Annotated in this window: 10 protein-coding genes; 6 read left to right on the forward strand and 4 right to left on the reverse strand. The window is 45.4% G+C overall.

The window, feature by feature from the left end; all coding sequences use genetic code 11:
• Window positions 1-36 precede the first annotated feature (36 nt).
• From ICL55_RS01890 to ICL55_RS01910, 5 genes are all read left to right on the forward strand, one after another.
• On the forward strand, window positions 37-1218 hold the full coding sequence (locus tag ICL55_RS01890; RefSeq protein ID WP_188094348.1) for a FecR family protein: 1182 nt from the start codon (window positions 37-39) through the stop codon (window positions 1216-1218).
• Window positions 1219-1394: 176 nt separating this feature from the next.
• Window positions 1395-5033 (forward strand): SusC/RagA family TonB-linked outer membrane protein, encoded by a 3639-nt coding sequence (locus ICL55_RS01895; RefSeq protein WP_188094349.1) that lies wholly within the window; start codon window positions 1395-1397, stop codon window positions 5031-5033.
• A 21-nt stretch (window positions 5034-5054) separates the two neighbouring features.
• Window positions 5055-6533, forward strand: coding sequence for a RagB/SusD family nutrient uptake outer membrane protein (locus tag ICL55_RS01900; RefSeq protein ID WP_246496138.1), 1479 nt, complete (start codon window positions 5055-5057; stop codon window positions 6531-6533).
• Between the two features lie 27 nt (window positions 6534-6560).
• A complete protein-coding gene (locus ICL55_RS01905) occupies window positions 6561-7490 on the forward strand; it encodes an ABC transporter ATP-binding protein (RefSeq protein ID WP_223151266.1) in 930 nt (309 codons plus the stop codon).
• A gap of 18 nt (window positions 7491-7508) precedes the next feature.
• Window positions 7509-9827 carry a Gldg family protein gene (locus ICL55_RS01910; RefSeq protein ID WP_188094350.1) on the forward strand — a complete coding sequence of 773 codons (2319 nt, stop codon included), beginning with the start codon at window positions 7509-7511 and terminating at the stop codon, window positions 9825-9827.
• 182 nt (window positions 9828-10009) lie between these two features.
• On the opposite strand, the gene ICL55_RS01915 is transcribed toward ICL55_RS01910, so the two are convergent.
• The 4 genes from ICL55_RS01915 to ICL55_RS01930 all read right to left on the reverse strand — a co-directional run bounded on the left by ICL55_RS01915 (window position 10010) and on the right by ICL55_RS01930 (window position 18189).
• Entirely contained in the window at window positions 10010-12400 is a 2391-nt protein-coding gene (locus ICL55_RS01915; protein WP_188094351.1) for a TonB-dependent receptor, read from the reverse strand.
• A gap of 95 nt (window positions 12401-12495) precedes the next feature.
• Window positions 12496-13551: a helix-turn-helix domain-containing protein gene (locus tag ICL55_RS01920; RefSeq protein ID WP_188094352.1), complete on the reverse strand. Its 1056-nt coding sequence runs from the start codon at window positions 13549-13551 to the stop codon at window positions 12496-12498.
• Window positions 13552-13684: 133 nt separating this feature from the next.
• Window positions 13685-14374, reverse strand: coding sequence for a hypothetical protein (locus tag ICL55_RS01925; RefSeq protein WP_188094353.1), 690 nt, complete (start codon window positions 14372-14374; stop codon window positions 13685-13687).
• 302 nt (window positions 14375-14676) lie between these two features.
• Complete coding sequence (locus tag ICL55_RS01930; RefSeq protein ID WP_188094354.1) at window positions 14677-18189, reverse strand: nSTAND3 domain-containing NTPase; 3513 nt, start codon at window positions 18187-18189, stop codon at window positions 14677-14679.
• A gap of 647 nt (window positions 18190-18836) precedes the next feature.
• Between ICL55_RS01930 and ICL55_RS01935 the strand changes: the two genes are divergently transcribed.
• Complete coding sequence (locus ICL55_RS01935) at window positions 18837-19403, forward strand: RNA polymerase sigma factor (RefSeq protein ID WP_188094355.1); 567 nt, start codon at window positions 18837-18839, stop codon at window positions 19401-19403.
• Window positions 19404-19415 lie beyond the last annotated feature (12 nt).

The following is a 19415-nucleotide window of genomic DNA, read 5'->3' on the forward strand; positions in this document are numbered from 1 at the left end:
TTTTTCCCACGCCACTTTAACTATGAATCTCGAATTATGGATGCATCCCGCTTTAGTTATTTACTGGAACAATATAAGTCTGGCCGTCTTTCTGCGTCCGAAGAGGAGGAGCTGTTTCATTTTGCCGGAGAAGGGGCGGAGCAGGAGTGGCAGGCATTATTGGACCCATGGATGAGCGAGGATGCCGGACAGGCTGAAAAGCTGGACCAGGAGCGTGTTGCGAGGGAGCTGGAATGGGTGCTGTCGGCAGACAGACAGCCATCGGGAATCATACGGACGTTAGTGCCTGTTGCCCCGCGGCCGCGTTTTATACGTCGCTGGGGATGGGCCGCGGCGATGCTGGCGGGCTTGCTGGCGGCGGGTGCCTACTACTTTGTTCATCACAGCGAAATACCCGCCCGTAGCACTATCGCGAAGGTCTCCGATGTGCAGCCTGGGGGGAATAGGGCCATCCTTACACTGGCAGATGGTTCCCATATCACACTCGATAGCACGGGCAACCAGGTTATCCGGCAGGGAACAGCCGCAGTGCATCAGCATAATGGCAGCCTACAGTACGAAGTAAACGGGCCGGAAACAGCTACCGGCTATAATCAGTTGAGCACACCACGACAAGCGCAGTTCCGCCTCGTATTGGCGGACGGCACCAAAGTATGGCTGAATGCTGCCAGCTCCATCCGCTACCCAACGGCGTTTACCGGAAAAGAAAGAAGTGTGGAAGTAACCGGAGAAGTATACTTTGAGGTGGCAGCGAACGTAGATCAGCCATTTGTCGTAAAGGTGAACCATACGGCCATACAGGTGTTGGGCACTGCCTTTAATATTAACGCATATCCGGAGGAAAATTATCTGAGTACCACGCTGGTATCGGGTTCCATAAGGGTGAAGACAGAGAAGGGAAGCGTTTTGTTACAACCAGGGAAGGCGGCGGCTGTCATGCCTGATGGAAGCACTACCGTGTCAGCGGCCAATCTGAAAGCGGTGATGGCCTGGAAAAATGGTTTCTTCTGGTTTGAGAATGCCGATATTAAAACGGTGATGCGACAGCTGGCGCGCTGGTACAATATAGAAGTCGAATTCCGGGGAGCAATGCCCAGGACTACTTTCAGCGGCGAAATAGAAAGGTCGCTCACGCTCTCGCAGGTATTGCAGGGGCTAGGTTCCAATGAACTACATTATACATTTGAGCATGAAAATAAGCTTGTCATACAGCCATAGGACAGTACCATAAACAAACCAAAATCAAACAGCAGGGAAAATCCTGAAACAAGTTGGTGAACAAAATGAAAAAACCGGGTGCCAGAAATGGGCGTCCTGCCCCCGGCTTGTCATTACGTTTAACTTGAAACAGCATAAACCGCTGCTCATTTATTACACTCAAACGATGTAACAGTATGCAAATTAAAGGTGACAATGTCCCTATCCTCCCACTATTGCGGAGAAGAGAGCGTACAACAATCAAAAACCAACCATTCAGTAAAGCCGGCAGCGTATTGCTGCTGGTGCTGTTACTGCAGCTTAGCGCAACGGTGCAGGCACAAAAGGTCAGCTATTCAGGAAAAGCGTTGCCGGCACAACTGTTTTCCATTCTCTCGGAGCAAACAGGGTACAAATTCTTTTATAGCAATGAGAGCCTTACAGGCATGAAACCTGTTTCGGTACAGCTGAAAGACGTGCCGCTGGAAAAGGCATTAAGCACGATCCTGGAGGGGCAGCCACTGGAATTTGTGATTCAGGGTAAGACCGTATTTATCCGGAAAAAGACCGTGCTGAAAAATTCACTGGCTCCCGAGCCGGAACAGGTGCAGCAGGAGCTTCCGCGTGTTAGTGGTATCGTGACGGACGAACAGGGAAACCCGTTGCCCGGCATTACAGTGATGACAAAGCGTAACCACCACGTTTTTCCGACAAATGAGAAGGGCTTTTTTATATGCCCCGCCGAAAAGGGCGATACATTGATATTCCGGAGTATCAACTATGAAACGCGCCTGTTGCCGGTAAGATTGGGGGAACAGATGAGCGTGACACTGAAACAGCAGCTGTCACAGTTATCGGCTGTAACTGTATACAATACCGGTTACCAGCAGCTGAGCAGGGAGAGAGCTACCGGCTCTTTTGCTAAACCCGACATGGAGGTCTTCCGGAACCGGGTAGGCAGCCGGGACGTAACAGATATCATAGGCCGACTGGAAGGACAGGTGGCAGGGCTCACGGTGAACGCCGGTCTCCTTAATGTAAAGGCCAAGGCCAACGCCAATGGCATTGTATCAAGGAAAAGCCTTATCCGGGGAACTAACAGCGTAATGCTGGATGCGGAGCCACTGTACGTGATCAATGGCATGGTCTCCACCGATTTCAGTGCCGTGAACCAGGATGATATCGAAGACATTACCGTGCTCAAAGATGCGGCGGCGGCTGCCATCTACGGCGCCCGTGCAGCTAATGGCGTGGTGGTTATCACCACACGTGAAGGCAAAAGGAACCAGCGCATGAACATTGAATATAGCGGTTCGGCAACTGTTCAGAGCAAGCCGGAGTGGGCACGTGATCCAATGCTTAACAGCAGGCAGTACATACAGGTGGCCCGGCAGTTGTTTGATCCGGTGCGTTATCCATGGGCCAGTGTTTCCACTGGTTATGTAGCGCCTCACGATATGGTCCTCTACAACCAGTACCGGGGACTGATTTCTGAAGCGCAGGCCAACAAAAGCCTTGATAGCCTGGCTAACATTGACGGGAGATCACAGATGATAAATCTTTTCTATCGCCCCTCCGTTACTACCAGCCATACGGTAGCCGTTTCCGGTGGCACCAGCATTTATTCCTACTACCTTTCACTGGGATACGTGAATATGCAGGGCATCCATAAGGGAGAGGAGAGCAATAGCTACCGGCTGAACCTCACCCAGCATTTCAATGCCGGCAAACGCGTCACCCTTACGTTGAACACTGCCCTGAACAATGCCGTTAGTACCAGTAATGGCATTATGAGCATCACGAATGATGTGCTGCCTTATCAGCAGCTGCAGGATGCAAACGGTAAGAGCATCAATATGCCTTATATGACAGGTTATGGCGACTCGCTTCGGCAGGATTACCAGACCCGCAGCCGTATTAACCTGGATTATTACCCGTTGGATGAAATCAATTACCAGCATTATAAGCGGACTAATCTGAGCGCGAATGTAAACGCCAGGGTAGGCGTGAAGCTGTGGAAAGGTCTCCGGTTTGAGGGCGCTTATGGCTATCAGAAAACTCCCGGTACCTATGAAAATTATGGTGACAACAAGAGCCTCAATATGCGGAAAACATTGCTGAGCCTCACCGTAGCGCCTACCGCTGCTGCCTCGCCGGTGTATTATCTGCCGCTGACAGGTGGTTATTACAACACCGCCACCAACGACCAGCATAACTGGACGGTACGTAACCAAATGGTTTATGAGGCCAAGCCCCGGCAGGGAAGAGATGCATTTACCCTGCAGGCAGGACAGGAGGCGCAGGAGCAATACGCTTCTAATGCTAATACCAGCATATATGGATATAACAGGGATTTGGGTACCTATCCGGTGCTGGACTACCTTACCATGTCCAAAGGGATACCGGGTACCGTAACCGGCACAGGGTATCTGAATGCTAGTTTCTACCAGGTTGCCAGGACCATCACACGTTTTAACTCCTATTTTGCATTGGGAAGCTACTCTTTTAATCAGAAGTACAGTCTTGACATGAGCTGGAGACAAGACCAGAGCAGCCTTTTCGGTAGTGATGTGTCTTCACAGAACAAACCGGTATGGAGCATGGGTGGCAAATGGAGGATAGATAAGGAGGCATTCCTGTCAGGGGTCAAATGGATCGATGCGCTCGCGCTGAGAAGTACTTACGGAATCCTGGGAAATTCGCCTTACGTAGGTGCGGCAACGTTATATGACGTATTGAGTCCCAATTCACAGGTACAAAGCGGTGGTATCGGTGGAGACGGTCTGAGCATCGCCAGTGCGGCCAATAGAAAACTCTCCTGGGAAAGTGTGAAAGTGATCAATGTGGGAATCGACTTTGCGCTGTTCAACAATCGCGTCAATGGTAGTATTGAAGGATATAATAAGACAACAGTTGACCTGCTCAGTTTTCTTCCTGCAAACCCATTTACCGGATTCAATCAAATCACCGGTAATCTCGGCAAGGCCAACAACAAGGGGATAGAGATCACGTTGAATTCAGAGATCATCCGCACTAAAAATTTCAGGTGGACTACCCGATGGGTATTCGGTTACAACAAGAATAAACTGGTGTCATGGGGAACAAATCCGCCGATGTACAACACCGTAGCTTTCAAACTGAGTTCCGCAAGGTTGGCAGGGTATTCACTTAGCTCGCTGTTTGCCTACAAGTATGCAGGACTCGATAGTTTAGGCGATCCGCAAATAAAACTGGCCAATAATAAGGTTACCAAAAATCCCAATATCGCAACGGGCGACGACCTGGTATATATGGGCGTTACACAGCCCAAATTCAGTGGAGGACTTACCAATACTTTCAGTTATAAGGGGCTCTCCCTGTCTGCCAATCTCATCTACAACCTTGGTCATGTGATGCGCAGGAATGTGAGCTTTAAAAGCTCCGGTCGTCTTTCGGACCGTGCCTACTTCGGCGGTAATCTCAGGACCGATTTTCTTGACCGTTGGCAGAAGGCGGGTGATGAAGCATTTACCAATGTGCCTTCCTTCGTTTCCAGTCCGGCAGTTGACTTTACCCGCAGAAATATGGACTACTACAACTATGCTGACATCAATGTGATCAGCGCTTCTTACATAAAACTCAGGGATATTTCCTTGTCATACGAGCTGCAACCGTCAATAGTGAAAAATTTAAGGCTGCAACGTGCCAGTGTTTTTGCGCAGGCCGGCAATTTTTTGATATGGAAGGCCAATCATTATGGTATTGATCCGGAATACAATGCGGACCCGAGTGTCGGAAGTTCATTTGTTCCGGTGTCTAAACACAGCTATAGCCTGGGGTTAAGAGTAACACTTTAATCTGATTTTAAACAACACAGCATGATGAAGAAATTACTATATCTCCTGATCTGCGTCGCAGCGCCTGTAGCTTTTAGCGCTTGTAGCAAGAGCTTTCTGGAGGTGGTGCCATTGGGCAGCCAGGTGGCATCTTCCACGTCCGATTATGATAAACTGATGAATAGCCCTGATTACTATCTGGCGCGTGGTGGCGGTGGATGGCAGGAAGGCGTATTGATGGAAGATGACGTGGCGGCAGAAGATGCGCTGTTTAGTCCCGTTTCCCAACATATGACCAGGCTTTTCCAGTGGCAGGATGTGATCTACTATCCGAATGATGCATACCAGCGGCCGCCAGTGTTGCTGAGCGGTCTTATGACCAATATGTATCAGCTGAACAAGATCATTAATGAGGTGATGAGTTCGGAGGGGGGAACGGATGCGCAAAAGAGAAGCATCCGCGCGGAAGCCCGTGCCACCCGTGCCTGGAGCAATTTCCAGCTCATTAATCTGTATGCAAAACCATATCTGGCCGCTACAGCAGGCACTGACCCGGGTTTTCCTGTTATTACGCAGGCCGATATCGCAGCTACCGTATTTAAAAGAGGTACTGTACAGGAAATGTATGACTTTATTATCAGGGACCTTACAGAAGCGCTGCCCGACCTGCCGGTAGTTCCCGCTGTTCGTACCCGTATGTCTAAGCCGGCAGCAGAAGGTTTGTTAGGTAAAGTATACCTGTTCATGGGACGTTATCACGACGCTTTGCCCATGCTAAATGCCGCCTTCAACGATCTGGGGGCCGGCAGTGCCAAACTGTATGATTATAACCAGACCATGGAAACCGGTGGCGCGTTCCTGCCTATGGACCCCAATATCGGCCCCACCAAAGGTCCCGGCAATAATTTTATTGACCTGACAGAATCCGTGCTCTTCAAGGTCTATTATAATGGCCGATATAACGGGAACATGGCTGGCAATAACGGGCTGGTGCTGACACCACAAACAGCCGCCCTGTACGGAGCTGCCGATCTTCGCCTGCGCCTGTATACCAACAAGAATCCTGATGGGTCGCTCAATGCTGGCGGACGCCTGAGGAAATATGGCGTACAGTACAGCAGGTACGGCCTGGAGCTGTCAGAATTATATCTGCTGCGTGCCGAATGCAAAGCCCGGCTCAGCGACCTGCCTGGCGCCGTAGCAGATGTGGAAACACTCCGTCAGCATCGAATGCCGGCTGCCGATGCAGCCGTGCCGGCGACTATAGCGGGCGATCAGGTGGCGCTGATCAAATTCATTATCGAAGAGCGTATCCGTGAATTTGCCATGGAAGGCTACCGCTGGTTTGATATGCGTCGTCTTTCTGTAGATCCGCTGTTTGCAGGGATAATCTTTACGCATACGCTATATAACAAGGACGGTAGCACAGTATCGTATACACTGCGCCAACCTGATCGTTTGGTGATGCAGTTGCCGTATAGTTACCTGCAATATAACCCTGACATGACCAACAATCCATAAATCTTAGTATCAACAGCAATTAACATAATGAACAGTATCGTAAAAATTGAACATCTCTCCCACAAATATTCTGCTGCCTGGGCGATCCGTGATATCAACATGGAATTTAACGAGACGGGCATAATAGGGCTATTGGGTTCTAACGGTGCAGGGAAGTCTACCACGATGAACATCCTTTGTGGAACACTTAACCAAACGGAGGGACAGGTGTATATCAATGGATTTAATATGCGGGAGCAGCCGCAACTGGCGAAACGGGAAGTAGGCTTCCTGCCACAACAGGCGCCCCTGCATCTGGAGCTGACAGTAGACGAGTACCTGACCTATTGCGCCAGCCTGCGGCAGGTACCGAAAGACAAGGTGCAGGCAGCACTACGGGAAGTGAAGGAACGTTGCAGCATTGCCCATTTCAGCAAAAGACTGTTACGGAACCTCTCCGGTGGTTACCGGCAGCGGGTGGGTATCGCTCAGGCCATCATTCACCGTCCCCGCCTGGTAGTGCTGGACGAACCTACCAATGGCCTGGACCCTAACCAGATCATTGAGGTGAGAGCGCTGATCAAAGAGATTGCGAAAGATTGCCTGGTGATCTTTTCATCACATATCCTCACGGAAGTACAGCTGCTCTGTAAAGATATCAGGATGATCGAAGGAGGCCGAATTGTTTTCGCAGATACCATGGACGCTTTCAACAATTACGTAGAGCCACGCAGTGTGGTCATGCACCTGGAAAACCCGCCGGCGGAGGCTGCGCTGTTGCAGATGTCCGGCATTGATAAGGTGGAATTCCTCACTGAAAAACAGCTACGGGTACATTTCAGCAGCGACCAGGAAATAGCCGAAAAACTAACAGCGGCGGCAGTGCATAACGGCTGGCGGCTCCGGGAAATCACCTTCGATAAGACCGCGCTGGATACCATCTTCAAACAATTGTCCATTAAATCCTCTCAATCTTAATTCTCCGATCATTCATAAATGAAAACGATTATCAAAATTGCAAAGACCGAACTGCGTACACTTTTCTATTCTCCGATAGTCTGGTTCCTGATGATTGCGTTCCTCGTACAGTGTGCCCTGACCTACATGGGCCTGCTGGAGCGCTACCTCAATTACCAGGAGGGGGGTGGCGTATCTGCGTCGATGGCCTCGAACCTCACTCATAGAATATTTCTGGGTAGGGAAGCCTTTTTTGATACAGTGATGGAAAAGCTGTATCTCTATATACCACTGCTGACAATGGGGCTTATCAGCCGGGAAACGAGTAGTGGTACTATTCGGTTGCTTTATTCTTCACCGGTAAAGGTATGGCAGATCGTTCTTGGGAAGTATGCGGCCACCATGGTATATAGCCTGATGATGGTAGCTGTCGCCGGCATTTTTATGGCGGCAGGCGTCTGCAATATTCAATCAGTGGACACCGGTATGCTACTTTCTGCTACCCTGGGCTTTTATCTGTTGCTGTGTACCTATGCAGCCATTGGCCTTTTTATGTCATGCCTCTCCACTTACCAGGTAGTAGCCGCCATCAGCACCTTTGTAATGATTGCCGCACTGAGCTATGTTGGTTCTCTTTGGCAGAATATTGATTTTGTAAGAGATCTTACCTATTTCCTGGCACTGTCAGGACGTGCCCACACGATGTTAGGAGGGCTGATCTCCACGGGTGATATTCTTTACTTCCTACTGGTTATTGCCATGTTCCTGGCATTTAGTTATCTCAAACTGAAAGGCGGTATGGAGTCCAGGCCGCCGATCGTAAAAGGAGCGCGGTATGTTGTGGTGTTCGCGTTGGTACTGCTGATAGGGTATATTGGCTCGCGCCCCGGTTTCATCGGTTACTATGATGCCACTGCGCTTAAGTCCAATACGCTTACACCCAATTTGCAGCGCATTACTACGGCGTTTGACGACGGCCCGCTTGAGGTCACTGTTTACAATAATCTGTTAAACCGGTATTATAATCTGGGCCTGCCTCAATCCCGTAACGGATATATTGGGAGATGGGGAACTTATTTACGGTTCAAACCAGATATCAGCTTCCGCTTTGTAAACTATTATGATAGTACCTATGATGATAGCAAGGAAGACCTCAAATACTATAAAGATAAAACCCTGAAGGAGGTCGCAGAACAGAAAGCAAAGGCACAGAAGCTGGACATGAGTATTTTTAAAACCCCTGAAGAGATCCGGAAAATGGTAGACCTGAAGCCGGAACTTAATCGCTTTGTGGTGCAGCTGCGTTATAAGAACAAAACCACCTTTCTTCGGATATTTAAGGACATGAGCACTTTCCCGGACGAATCGGAGGTAGGCGCTGCTTTCAAACGCTTACAACAGTCCAGGATGCCGAAGATCGCTTTCCTGACCGGAGAACTGGAGCGCAGTATTCATAAATCAGGAGACCGGGACTACAAGAAACTGAACAACGAGCCCACTTTTCGGTATGCCCTGATAAACCAGGGGTTTGATGTAGATACTGTGAATGCGCAAACAGCCGATATTCCAGCCGATATTACTGCACTGGTGGTAGCTGATCCTAAAGAAGCCTTCAGCGAAGCTACCCTGGCAAAGCTAAGAAGGTACATTGATAACGGCGGTAATCTGCTGATAGCCGGCGAGCCCGGAAAGCAGGCCATGCTCAATCCCTTACTGCAAAGTGTGGGCGTACAACTGATGGATGGTATCATCGCCCAGCCTGGCAAAGACTTTGCACCTGACCTTGCATTGCCCTACCTGACCAATACAGCGGCCTCCTTTACGAAACAGGTAGACAAAGCTTATAAAGACAGTTTACGTGTATCCATGCCTGGTGTAACCGGACTTACCTGGAATAACAACAGCGGCTTTACCGTAAAACCGCTGTTAATCTCCGATGCTACCCAGAGCTGGATTAAAAAAGACCGGCTGGTGACAGACTCTGGTCAGATCGTTTTTTCTGCCATCAATGGGGATGACAGAAGATCTGTGCCGCTGGCCCTGAGCCTCAGCCGGAAAGTGAATGGTAAAGAACAACGCATCATTGTAACCGGTGATGCGGACTTTATCTCCAATAATGAATTGACAGCTGTGCATGGAGATGTACAATTTGCTAACTTCTTTTTTAGTACCTCGCTTTTCAGCTGGTTAAGCTATGGAGAATTTCCCCTGGATACCACACGCCCCGAAACCAATGACAAAAAGATCACTTTAACGCCCGGCGGCCTGGAAGTACAGAAAATATTTTTGTTGTGGGTATTGCCGGGAATATTGCTGGCCCTCGGCGCCGCTATATTGATCAGACGTAAAAGAAGATAAGCACGCTGCTAATTGTCACCGATAAGGAGACGCTGAAGAGACAGTTATCGGATGGAAACCTTACCTGTGACCTCGTTTACAGCCACTATCACCCACATCCCGGAGAACGATGTGGGTGATTTTTCTTTTGGCGGAAAATAGAGGACGGCGTCAGTTGGCGGTTTAGCCAAACGAATCTCAGATTACATGCCCGCCCTTTTCTCTTCTTCATTTTTACTGTCACTTTTACTGGTATGGGTGGATTTTCCGAAACTATAATTCAGCGTCAATGCCATTTTATGATTGCCGTACCAATGTTGTAGCTGGTTATTGATGATCGTTTTCTCCCGGAATGTCAGGTAGTAACGATAGGTATCCAATACGTCATAAAAGTTGAATCTGGAATGCAGCTTTCCTTTCAGCCAGCTTTTCCGGATGCCCAGGTCCAGGCTTCCCATGGGCCGGAAGGTATATAGGCTATTACCGGTAGCGGAACGATAGAGATAGGAAATATCGAAGGTGATACCTTTCGGCAAACTGAATACCTGGCTGCCGGAAAGGGTATAATCAAATATAGGAATAGCATATACCTTATCGTGGTAGGGCGTTACCTCTTTTTTATAGTTGCCTTTGACATTGTTATTCATATTCCACCAGGGGGTGATCGTCAGCGGAAGGCTGACTTCTACACCGCCGAAATCATTGTAAGGCAGGTTACGACCGAGATATTCCAGCACATTGGTAACGGGGTCATATTCAGGATAGCGCCCCATGGGGTCCGTTTCCCTGCCTGCGAATAGCGTGACGCTAAGGGCGTGCCGGCTATAGGCGACGCTTAGCATATCCGTTTTGGAGGGCTGTAAATAGGGGTTGCCGACGAAATAATTAAGCGGGCTATTATAAAACCGGAAAGGATTAAGCTGGGCAAAGTTAGGCCGGGTAATACGACGACTATAGGACACGTGTAACTGCTGCGTATGTTCCAACGGAAAAGTAAAACTAAAGGAAGGCAGCCAGGTCAGGTAGTCCCTGCTGGTCAGCAGGTGTTGGGTCATGGCATTGCCGGTGCTATGGGTATGTTCAGCGCGCAGGCTGGCGCTATAACGCCATTTATTCACTGTTCTTTCGTAGGCTACATAGGCGGCTGTAACGTATTCATCATACTGGAAGCTGTTGGAGCGACTGCTGTCCGGTACAAAAATAGACAGCCGATTGAGTGTGTCGTAGCGTAATTGATTGTTGGTGGTGCTAAATGCAAATCTGGCGCCCGTACTCCATTTTCCTTTTGCCAGATTGCCGGAAAGGTCTGCCTGTACCGAGTGTATCAGGATATCATTTTTTAGATCTGTTTTCCAGTAATCGAGCAAACGGTGCCCATCGAGATTTTTCGTTTGTATATCCTCGTTTTGCCGGTTCCTGATTTTTAAAAACGAGGAAAGTATTTCCAGCTGATTTTTACCTGGCTTTCCGGTATAATAAAGATGGACCGCATACGTCCGTTGTCGGGGAACGGCGCTGTTGAACGTATAGATGTCTGATAGCAGCTGTTGAGCAGTAGCATCTGTTGTGTGGAGCGTATTGAAGGAATTGACATGACGACTCGACTGATATGCGCGTCCTGTGATTGCTATATGATGTGTTTTGGAAAAATTATAGTCAGCTCCAAGCTGATAATTAAAGTTGTTGTTGCTGGTGGGGACCCTGTTTTGGGTGGTCATGATATTCGTATTGGCCAGATGTTGCAGCGCCGAATACTTGTAAATACCTGTTCCGGCGGTATACCCCAGTCGCGCTGTGTAGGAAAGTTTTTTTGTCTTGTAGGTCAACAGCAGGTTGTTTTCTACCAATACATATGCATTTTGCTGGATATTACTGCTGATGTTGCCTTTCCATCCTAAAGTGAGGTCGCGTTTCAGCCGGATATCAATAATACTTTTATGTTCGCCATTGTATTTGGAAGAGGGATTGTTGATTACTTCAATAGCTGTTATCATTTCAGGAGAAAGGCCGGCAAGATAACTTTGCAGTTCCTCCTGGCTCATGGGTACCTGTTTCCCGTCAATAAATATACTGGGGGCAGCGCCCCCAGTCATTTGTAGAGAACCATCGGCATTGATCTGCAGGCCCGGTATTTTCTTCAGGATATCAAATGTGTTGGCGGAAGAAGAGAATAATGGGTTGCCGGCAACATGCAGGATCAATTTATCTGCCCGACGCTGCAGTACTGTTTTTTCGCCGGTTACAATGACTTCGTTTAGTTGACTGGACGTTGCTGTTAGCGTTATGGAGCCCAGGTCCAGGTTGCTGCCGCCGGTATTATCCAATATAACATCCGAATAAAACCTGTTGTACCCAAAAGAGGAAAGGGATAGGGTATATCGGCCATGCTGCAAATGGGTTAACCGGAAGGTGCCGGCAGTATCCGTCAGCTGTCCTTTGACAAAAATGGAGTCAGGCGACAATAAGCTAACCGTAACATACTTCAGGGGCTGCCGTGTTTGGTCATCCAGAATTTTCCCCTGGATTGTTTTTTGGGCGGCAACGGGAAATGATAAGCCAATAAGCCAACAGGACGCCAGGCTAATTTTTGTCATCTGTAACGGTTTCCTGCAAACCTAAAAAGGCCAGGTACCGGGGTGGTCTGATATTATCAATTCAGACGTTCGGATTTATAAAACCGTACTGCAGCCTATTGATTATCAAAGGATTTCTTATAGAGCGCCGGAGTGGTGTCTTTCACTTTTCTGAAGGCCGCGTAGAAAGTTGACTTTGAATTATAGCCTACTTCGTATCCGATAGCTTCGAAAGTAAGATGGGTATGAGTGGTTATTAATTTGCAGGCTTCCTGAATCCGGTACTCATTAATGTAGGTAGAAAAACTTTTTCCCAGGTTATCATTCAATAACTGAGATAGCTGATGTGGTGTTATCTTCACCTCCTTTGCCACATCGCTTAATTTAATATTGGGGTCCTGGTACAACTTCTTATCATGTAGGGTCTTTTCCAGCTTCTCTATCCACGTCACCGCGTCTGTATCAGCAATTTTCTTTTTTTCGGTTTTGACAGGCAAATGGGTGGGGTCGGATTTTTTTCCCCGGAAATGATAAAAAATAGTCAGGTAGAATAAAACAGATAGTGATACCGGCCCGCTAATGTACAGGTGACAGGCGATACCAGCCCAGGAGAGCATGAAAATAGCACAAATCACACAGTTGCTGCCGTACAGAAACAGCCAGAATTTTTCCGTTTCAGTTAATGCCGCAGGATGTATAAAGAACGTTTTCAACAGGTTTTTTAGCGCGAATCCCGTGGCCACCAGGTATATTATCCATTGATAGTATATAATGGAAATCACAGGCCCGTTCCACAGATCAGGATAAGTTTGATACGGCAAAAGGATGCCCGTTAGCAGCAAAGCCCCCAGAAGTCCTCCCCAGACCCATTTCCAGGAGGGGGGAAGGGCAGTTACATTGTGCAGCGCAGCCCGGAAAAAGTAATATAGTGAAGGCCCGATCAAAAAGCAGGCGGATAACCCCAGCTGTGCGTATATTTTAGGCAGGGAGGGATTGAAATATAAAAAGACCGCTTTAATGATCCGGAGACTAAGTGCCAGCAATAATATGCAGAGGAATAAGGTAGATAGCGTCTTTTTTCTTTTACTAAAGAAAAGATAAAGGCTGATCACCATTCCATTGAAAGCTCCCAGGGAACTAATAAAGAATAATATTTGCTGACCAATATTCATAAGGAACAATACAGAATTTATAGGAGAAATATAAGGGAATTTTCTTTGTTCTACATTCACTTACAGCCCCCGGACAAGCTTCAATTCAGTGCTGAAGAAAATTTTTTCTCTCTTTGGTGGTAGTAAGCTCGTATTATCTAATCGATTTACGGCCCCTGATTTTTCCATCGCTTGTAAAATTGTCAGATTCCCGGCCTTCAATTATCTTCCAGTCCATCGATGCTAAAAGTGAAGCGGTGAGTGTTTCGCTTCCGAATTCAGTCAGGTGGATATTTCCATATTTGCAAAGGAAAAGCTGTATTTTTTCTTCCTTATCAAAAAGGAAAATGTACTCAGCAACGGTCGGATCGCACCTTGTTATCCAAAATAATATCTCAATACATTCCGGTAAGCTGTCTACGTCTAAAATAAATGCCTCTTTGTAGGTTGGCTTACCAACGATCCGCTCAAGTAGTTTATAGGCATTGACTAGCGGCTTAAACTTGTTGTTGCGATTGCCGAAAAAATCAAGCTTTAGATGAGAAATAACAACGAGCTCTTTGACGCCGATGGCAGCAAATAATTCCGTCAGCTTATGAGTCAGGGTGGTGGTAAATGTATTGATGTCAGTATGATGTAGTCCAATAATTTTATTAAAACAGGTATGGCCAATGGTTTCAGTCTCTAAGAAATCAAATTGGTCCTGATATAGGTGTTCTTCATGCTCATCTCTGTAGTATTGAAGCATATCTTCGTCATAGAATACTTTTTGAAGCTTAGCTAATGCTGTGCCAATGATTTTCTTCGTCTGAACGGATTCTTTTCTTGAAACGAGTGTTATCATAGTATTGCGTCGGAGATGATGGATTTTAACGGATGTTGTGCGGCAGAGCCGCTGATATGTAAAAGTGGCTGAAAATAATATTTTTTTGGATTAACCTGGATAAGATAACACATAATCAGTTGCACGGTTTCATAGTGTGTGGTAATTTTCTATCTTTAATGAGTGTTTGGTAAATAGTTAAATACCGATAGGTGTTTCTTCCTATGCTATGAAGTTCATCTTTGGCTAACCGGCAAAATAAAGAATGCTACAATTGAAGCCAATAAAAAGCCTGATGAATTTAAGCTCCGGGAGTAGCATTTTTAATAGTGATCCGAAACGAATTTTTTTAAATCTTTAATATATCTTCTGATCGCTTTATGCATCCCGAGTTCCAGAAGAAGTTCAATAAAGCCAGTTTTTGAAAGCTCTTTCTGAAAGTGAATGGTATATCCAACTTTAAAATCCGGGAAATTGGTTTGTATATACTTTCTCAAATATTGGGACTGATTTGTGCTTATATTGAGATATTTTTCTATTGTTAAATCATTACATACTATCTCAATATCCAAATCCCTTAGTATTGGTTCAAGATTATCCGCACTGCTACTGGCATAAATATCATATGTGCCAGATTTGTCATAATAAGAGAATTCGATCGCCAAATTTGTATATTTTATATATGATAGAATGGTTGCCGTATTATCTGTTTTATCAAGTATATCTATAACTTCTTGTATAATCGGGCAAAGAAAGTGTTTGATAAAAGAAGGGGTGTCTTTGTGATATAGATCAATGTGAAAGCTTCTAAGTTCTATAATGGTCTGTGACTTGAAGGAGGTGAGCAGGTTTTTGTAAAGTTCCTCCTTTTTGTTAGTTGGTTGGCAATTAAAGTATTGGAATGCCAGAAAATCCGTTAGCAGGTCCAATGTAAAGGTATACCAGATATCCCTTTGTGTAAGGAGTTTAATATTGATGAGGCGTTCGAAAATATTGTTTGCCTGCTCAGTACTATATTCATGAAAATGAGAAAGAAAGGTTTCTTTTCTAAAGATACGAACCTGAGATAGCTGGAATGCGCATGCTATTTTGGACAATAATGAGATAATTTCAGATTCTAATTTGAGGCATGAGAGCATCTGTTGACACATTTCTGAAGAACTGTGTTTGGCTATATCAATTTGTGATGTAAGGGAGGCCAGTAGTTCAATTTGTGTGGTAGATGAGAGGAAATGCCTGACAATCGGGTGCGAGGAGTCGATAAGCTTATTCAGCTTCCGGACCGTTTTAGCATCGATATACTGTGCAAGGACTTTTTTGGCGTGAGCATCATTCTCAATGTCATTCCAGTCAGGATTAAGCTGCTTTAAGGAGATTTTGTAGGAGTGATATTCTTGTTCTTGCATTTCCTTATCGCTGCCGATTTCTGCAGCATTTTCTGCCTGAGAATGGGAATCCTTTTCTATTGCCTGTTCATGCCCATGTCGAGAAAAAATTTCTCTTCCGGTCATATCGTTTATATCGGTCTGTAGCTTTTTTGTTATGCGAATCTTAAAGAAGTCAACCAGATCATCTAGTCGTATATCTAATAAATCGTCCATGTCAACCCTGGACTGATAGCTGCCATCCCAAAGGAAATAATCGATATCATCCAGAATCATTTCCTGTATTTCTTTTCGAATTGCCCTGATTCTGGGAGTTACAAAATGGTCCCACTCTGTTGGAAATTTCTCTTTAAAATATGTCCATGACAGATATTCGGTTGTAAAACTTATGTTGTCATAATAATCCTCAATAGCCTGTGCAGGATTGATAGGGCGATAGGGCAGGATCTTGTCTAAAACGTCGAGCTGAGAAACCCTTTCAGCAGAAGTCAGAGGATGAAGAATACTATGGGCTTTTTGCATAAGATCTTCTCCATTTATATACTCGTCGTATTTTTGGATCACAAACTCCCTGATTTCCATGTCGTCGTCCAGATTAAAATAATAGACCAGTTTGACCAACTTATACATTCTGTTTTGGAACAGAGAAAAATTTAGATGATAGGTTGTATCACCGCCGGACCAGTTGACCGTACTGATACGGAATGTCTTTAGTTCATCGAACTCAGTTAAAACCTTTTGTTTTAATACCTCAAAATGCCGGGAGTTAAGGTGGATTTTATCCAGAAAATGGCTATGGTCATAATAATCCATATCCAGGGCGTCGTAAAAGCCTTCACCTTCCTCTGTCGTGAATACAAGAAAAAGTTGATTGAATGTTACGGCGGTCTGTATCAACAATTCAATCAGGTCGTCTCGGTGTCGGAGAAACTCGAGGCAGAAATCTTTAATCGAAGGGTTGTTTAGTATTAATAGCCTTTCAGTCTTTATTGTTTCATAAATCATTGAAATGTCTACCTTGTAGTAGTCTTCACGAGTCTTTAACTCAGGATTTTGTACTACTGAAACAAAGGAGCCAATTACTTCCTTTAGGCCATCACTAAAGAAATCCTTTTCATGCCCATTTGGAGCCAAATGCCTATATTCATTTGCATTTTTGAACATTTTGAAAACTGTGGGTTCTGGTATTGGCTCTTCAGATATGGCAATGATGAGCAGAATAAATTTTGCTGATTCTCCTAACTTTCGGTATATATTTTCCCAATAGGCATATGGATCATCCAGATAGCTAATCAGGCCTGAAAGAAGCGAAGTTCTGTTACCTTTCGGGTCATAGTATTTTTTAATGTATTCACTGATGAGCCTTGGAGTGAAGTTCCTGTGAAAAATGATGCTCTCATAGTTAGCTTCCTGAGTAATAGAGGTTATGTGATGTAATTCTATCGGAGGATGATACAAGTAATTATATAATATTTTTATTTTAAATGTTTTTGTAAAAGCAGCCTGTTTGATTATACACTTCAGATAATTAAGCTCCTTTAGTTCGGGGTATTTTAACTCTGCCTGTTGAAATATATATTCCCGGGAGGTTACTATCAATCGCTTATTTCCGGATCTTGATATCTTACTGACAAACTCCAATAGTTCTCTGTCTTCGTTTCTGTCAAAACCATGAAAGGTAACACTGCCGAGGAAATCGTCGAATAAAAAAAGTTGAGGGATATCGGGCTTCCAAAGCCCTGATATTTCTTTTAGACTTCCACGGATAAAATAAAATTCGTATCCCTCCTGTTGGAAATACAAACTTAACATCCCTGCTAAAGTAGATTTTCCTACCCCTGGTGCACCAGAAATGATTACAAACCTATACTTATTTAATATTTCGATAGCCGGGATGTAGGCATCATCCTGCACATAATACTTCTTCAGCTCAACATACTCCTGTAGCTTATACTGTGACTGTTCGTATACTCCCGGATGTAGCAAACGTTCTAATACACTGGTATTGGGTAGATATAGTTTAGCATGTTTTAGTTCTATTTCCGGATATATTCCCAGTAGATTATTTAACATCTCGGCCGCAATAATATCATCTGTTGACAGTACATAAGGTCGCAGAAGGTCATATAACTTTAATAGTTGCCCTTTTGATACTTGAAGGGAGGTCGCCAGAATATATCGTTTAGGAGACAAATGCTTTAACTTATCTAGCTCTTGGTTTTTTATCTGGTTATATAGGTCTTCAAATTTTCGGTATCTCTTCACCTGGAGAACAATATAGTCTTTGCCGTCCTCAAAAATAGCATCAATGCCGCCATCTTTTCCCTCCTTAAAGCTGTTAAAAAAAAAGCTCTTTTGATTTTCGGTTGAGATCTTTCTTTGTATAAGATCTCTGCAAAGCAACTCAAATTCTTTAGGGGACAAGGAGGTGAAATCGTATGCTTTATTCATAACCTTATAAATTGTTCTGTCTTAACTAAAGTTACTTTTTTTATGCTAATTCCGGATTAATCCGGAATTGGATAAAATTATGCTGGTAAGATCGGGTGGATGGTAAATCCGATTTGAATTAGGGTTAGGAATAACAGTCATTCCCGCTCCCGCGGCGTTCATCTCCCCAATACCCCTGTTGGTCCCAAATATTTCATCCCTGTGGGAATCGAAACCTACCTTGTATACATGTCTGCCTAACAACAGAGAATACACGGAAATATTTTTTTTTCATTGACATAGTACTACCGGATTTTGGCGATTGTCTATTAAACAACAGCATATGAATTACGCTGACAAATACAGCGGGTACTATGCAAAGATGAATGATTTAAAACTTGCTCAATGCTGCCAGGAAGGCAGCAACGGAAACCATGCTTATCAATCAATGTTGTCAGGAACAATCGCCTGAATGTATGTAGTGAACTTTATAAGATGCAAGATGTGTGCTTAAGTGTTTTTAGGGAACTAAGGCCGCAGTTTTTTTCTGAATACCCGCTGGAAATCTTTTCGGCGGGTTTTCTGTATACCCGTAGACGTTATACAAGATAATTATTGCATCATTTCTAAATAACAAACTACCTTTGCGCCTGATTTCGCCCATTTACATGTCATCATCTATCCTTCGAGACACAACGGATACCGAATTATGGCAGCTGGTCCGCCAGGACAGTCTGCCTGCTTATGGAGAGTTATACGAACGCTACTGGGAAACCCTGTACGAAACGGCCTATTGGCGCCTGTACGATAAGGACGCTGCAAAAGATATTGTACAGGAAGTATTTATTTATTGCTGGCAGAAAAGAGAACAGATTCAGATCACCGAGTCGGTGGAAGGCTATTTTCGTACGGCCGTGAGGTTTAAGGTGCTGAATCACCTGAAATCGGAGCAGGCGAGAGATAAATACAGTCAGCTGGCAGGAAGGGAAATACCGGAGATCACCCATTCTACAGAGGAGACGCTGGCGAGCGCCGATCTGGAAGCCAGTTACCGTCGTGAGCTACAGCGGCTGCCGGACAAGATGCGGCAGGTATTTATCGAGAGCCGTGATCATGGGCTATCTGTCCGTGAAATCGCTGAGAAGCACGGCCTGTCGGAGCAGACCGTCAAAAACCAGCTCTCTGCTGCCTTAAAAAAACTGAGAGAGGGACTGGGGAATTTCTTTTTGGAATAATTTTTTTTTCAT

Origin of the sequence: Chitinophaga varians, assembly GCF_014529945.1 — a bacterium.
Classification (GTDB): domain Bacteria; phylum Bacteroidota; class Bacteroidia; order Chitinophagales; family Chitinophagaceae; genus Chitinophaga; species Chitinophaga varians.

What these genes read in the sequence shown, in the direction of transcription:
- ICL55_RS01930 (WP_188094354.1), bottom strand. Translation starts at nt 18,189, where the DNA reads ATGAATAAAGCATACGATTTCACCTCCTTGTCCCCTAAAGAATTTGAG.
- ICL55_RS01935 (WP_188094355.1), top strand. Translation starts at nt 18,837, where the DNA reads ATGTCATCATCTATCCTTCGAGACACAACGGATACCGAATTATGGCAG.
- ICL55_RS01900 (WP_246496138.1), top strand. Translation starts at nt 5,055, where the DNA reads ATGATGAAGAAATTACTATATCTCCTGATCTGCGTCGCAGCGCCTGTA.
- ICL55_RS01915 (WP_188094351.1), bottom strand. Translation starts at nt 12,400, where the DNA reads ATGACAAAAATTAGCCTGGCGTCCTGTTGGCTTATTGGCTTATCATTT.
- ICL55_RS01910 (WP_188094350.1), top strand. Translation starts at nt 7,509, where the DNA reads ATGAAAACGATTATCAAAATTGCAAAGACCGAACTGCGTACACTTTTC.
- ICL55_RS01895 (WP_188094349.1), top strand. Translation starts at nt 1,395, where the DNA reads ATGCAAATTAAAGGTGACAATGTCCCTATCCTCCCACTATTGCGGAGA.
- ICL55_RS01890 (WP_188094348.1), top strand. Translation starts at nt 37, where the DNA reads ATGGATGCATCCCGCTTTAGTTATTTACTGGAACAATATAAGTCTGGC.
- ICL55_RS01925 (WP_188094353.1), bottom strand. Translation starts at nt 14,374, where the DNA reads ATGATAACACTCGTTTCAAGAAAAGAATCCGTTCAGACGAAGAAAATC.
- ICL55_RS01920 (WP_188094352.1), bottom strand. Translation starts at nt 13,551, where the DNA reads ATGAATATTGGTCAGCAAATATTATTCTTTATTAGTTCCCTGGGAGCT.
- ICL55_RS01905 (WP_223151266.1), top strand. Translation starts at nt 6,561, where the DNA reads ATGAACAGTATCGTAAAAATTGAACATCTCTCCCACAAATATTCTGCT.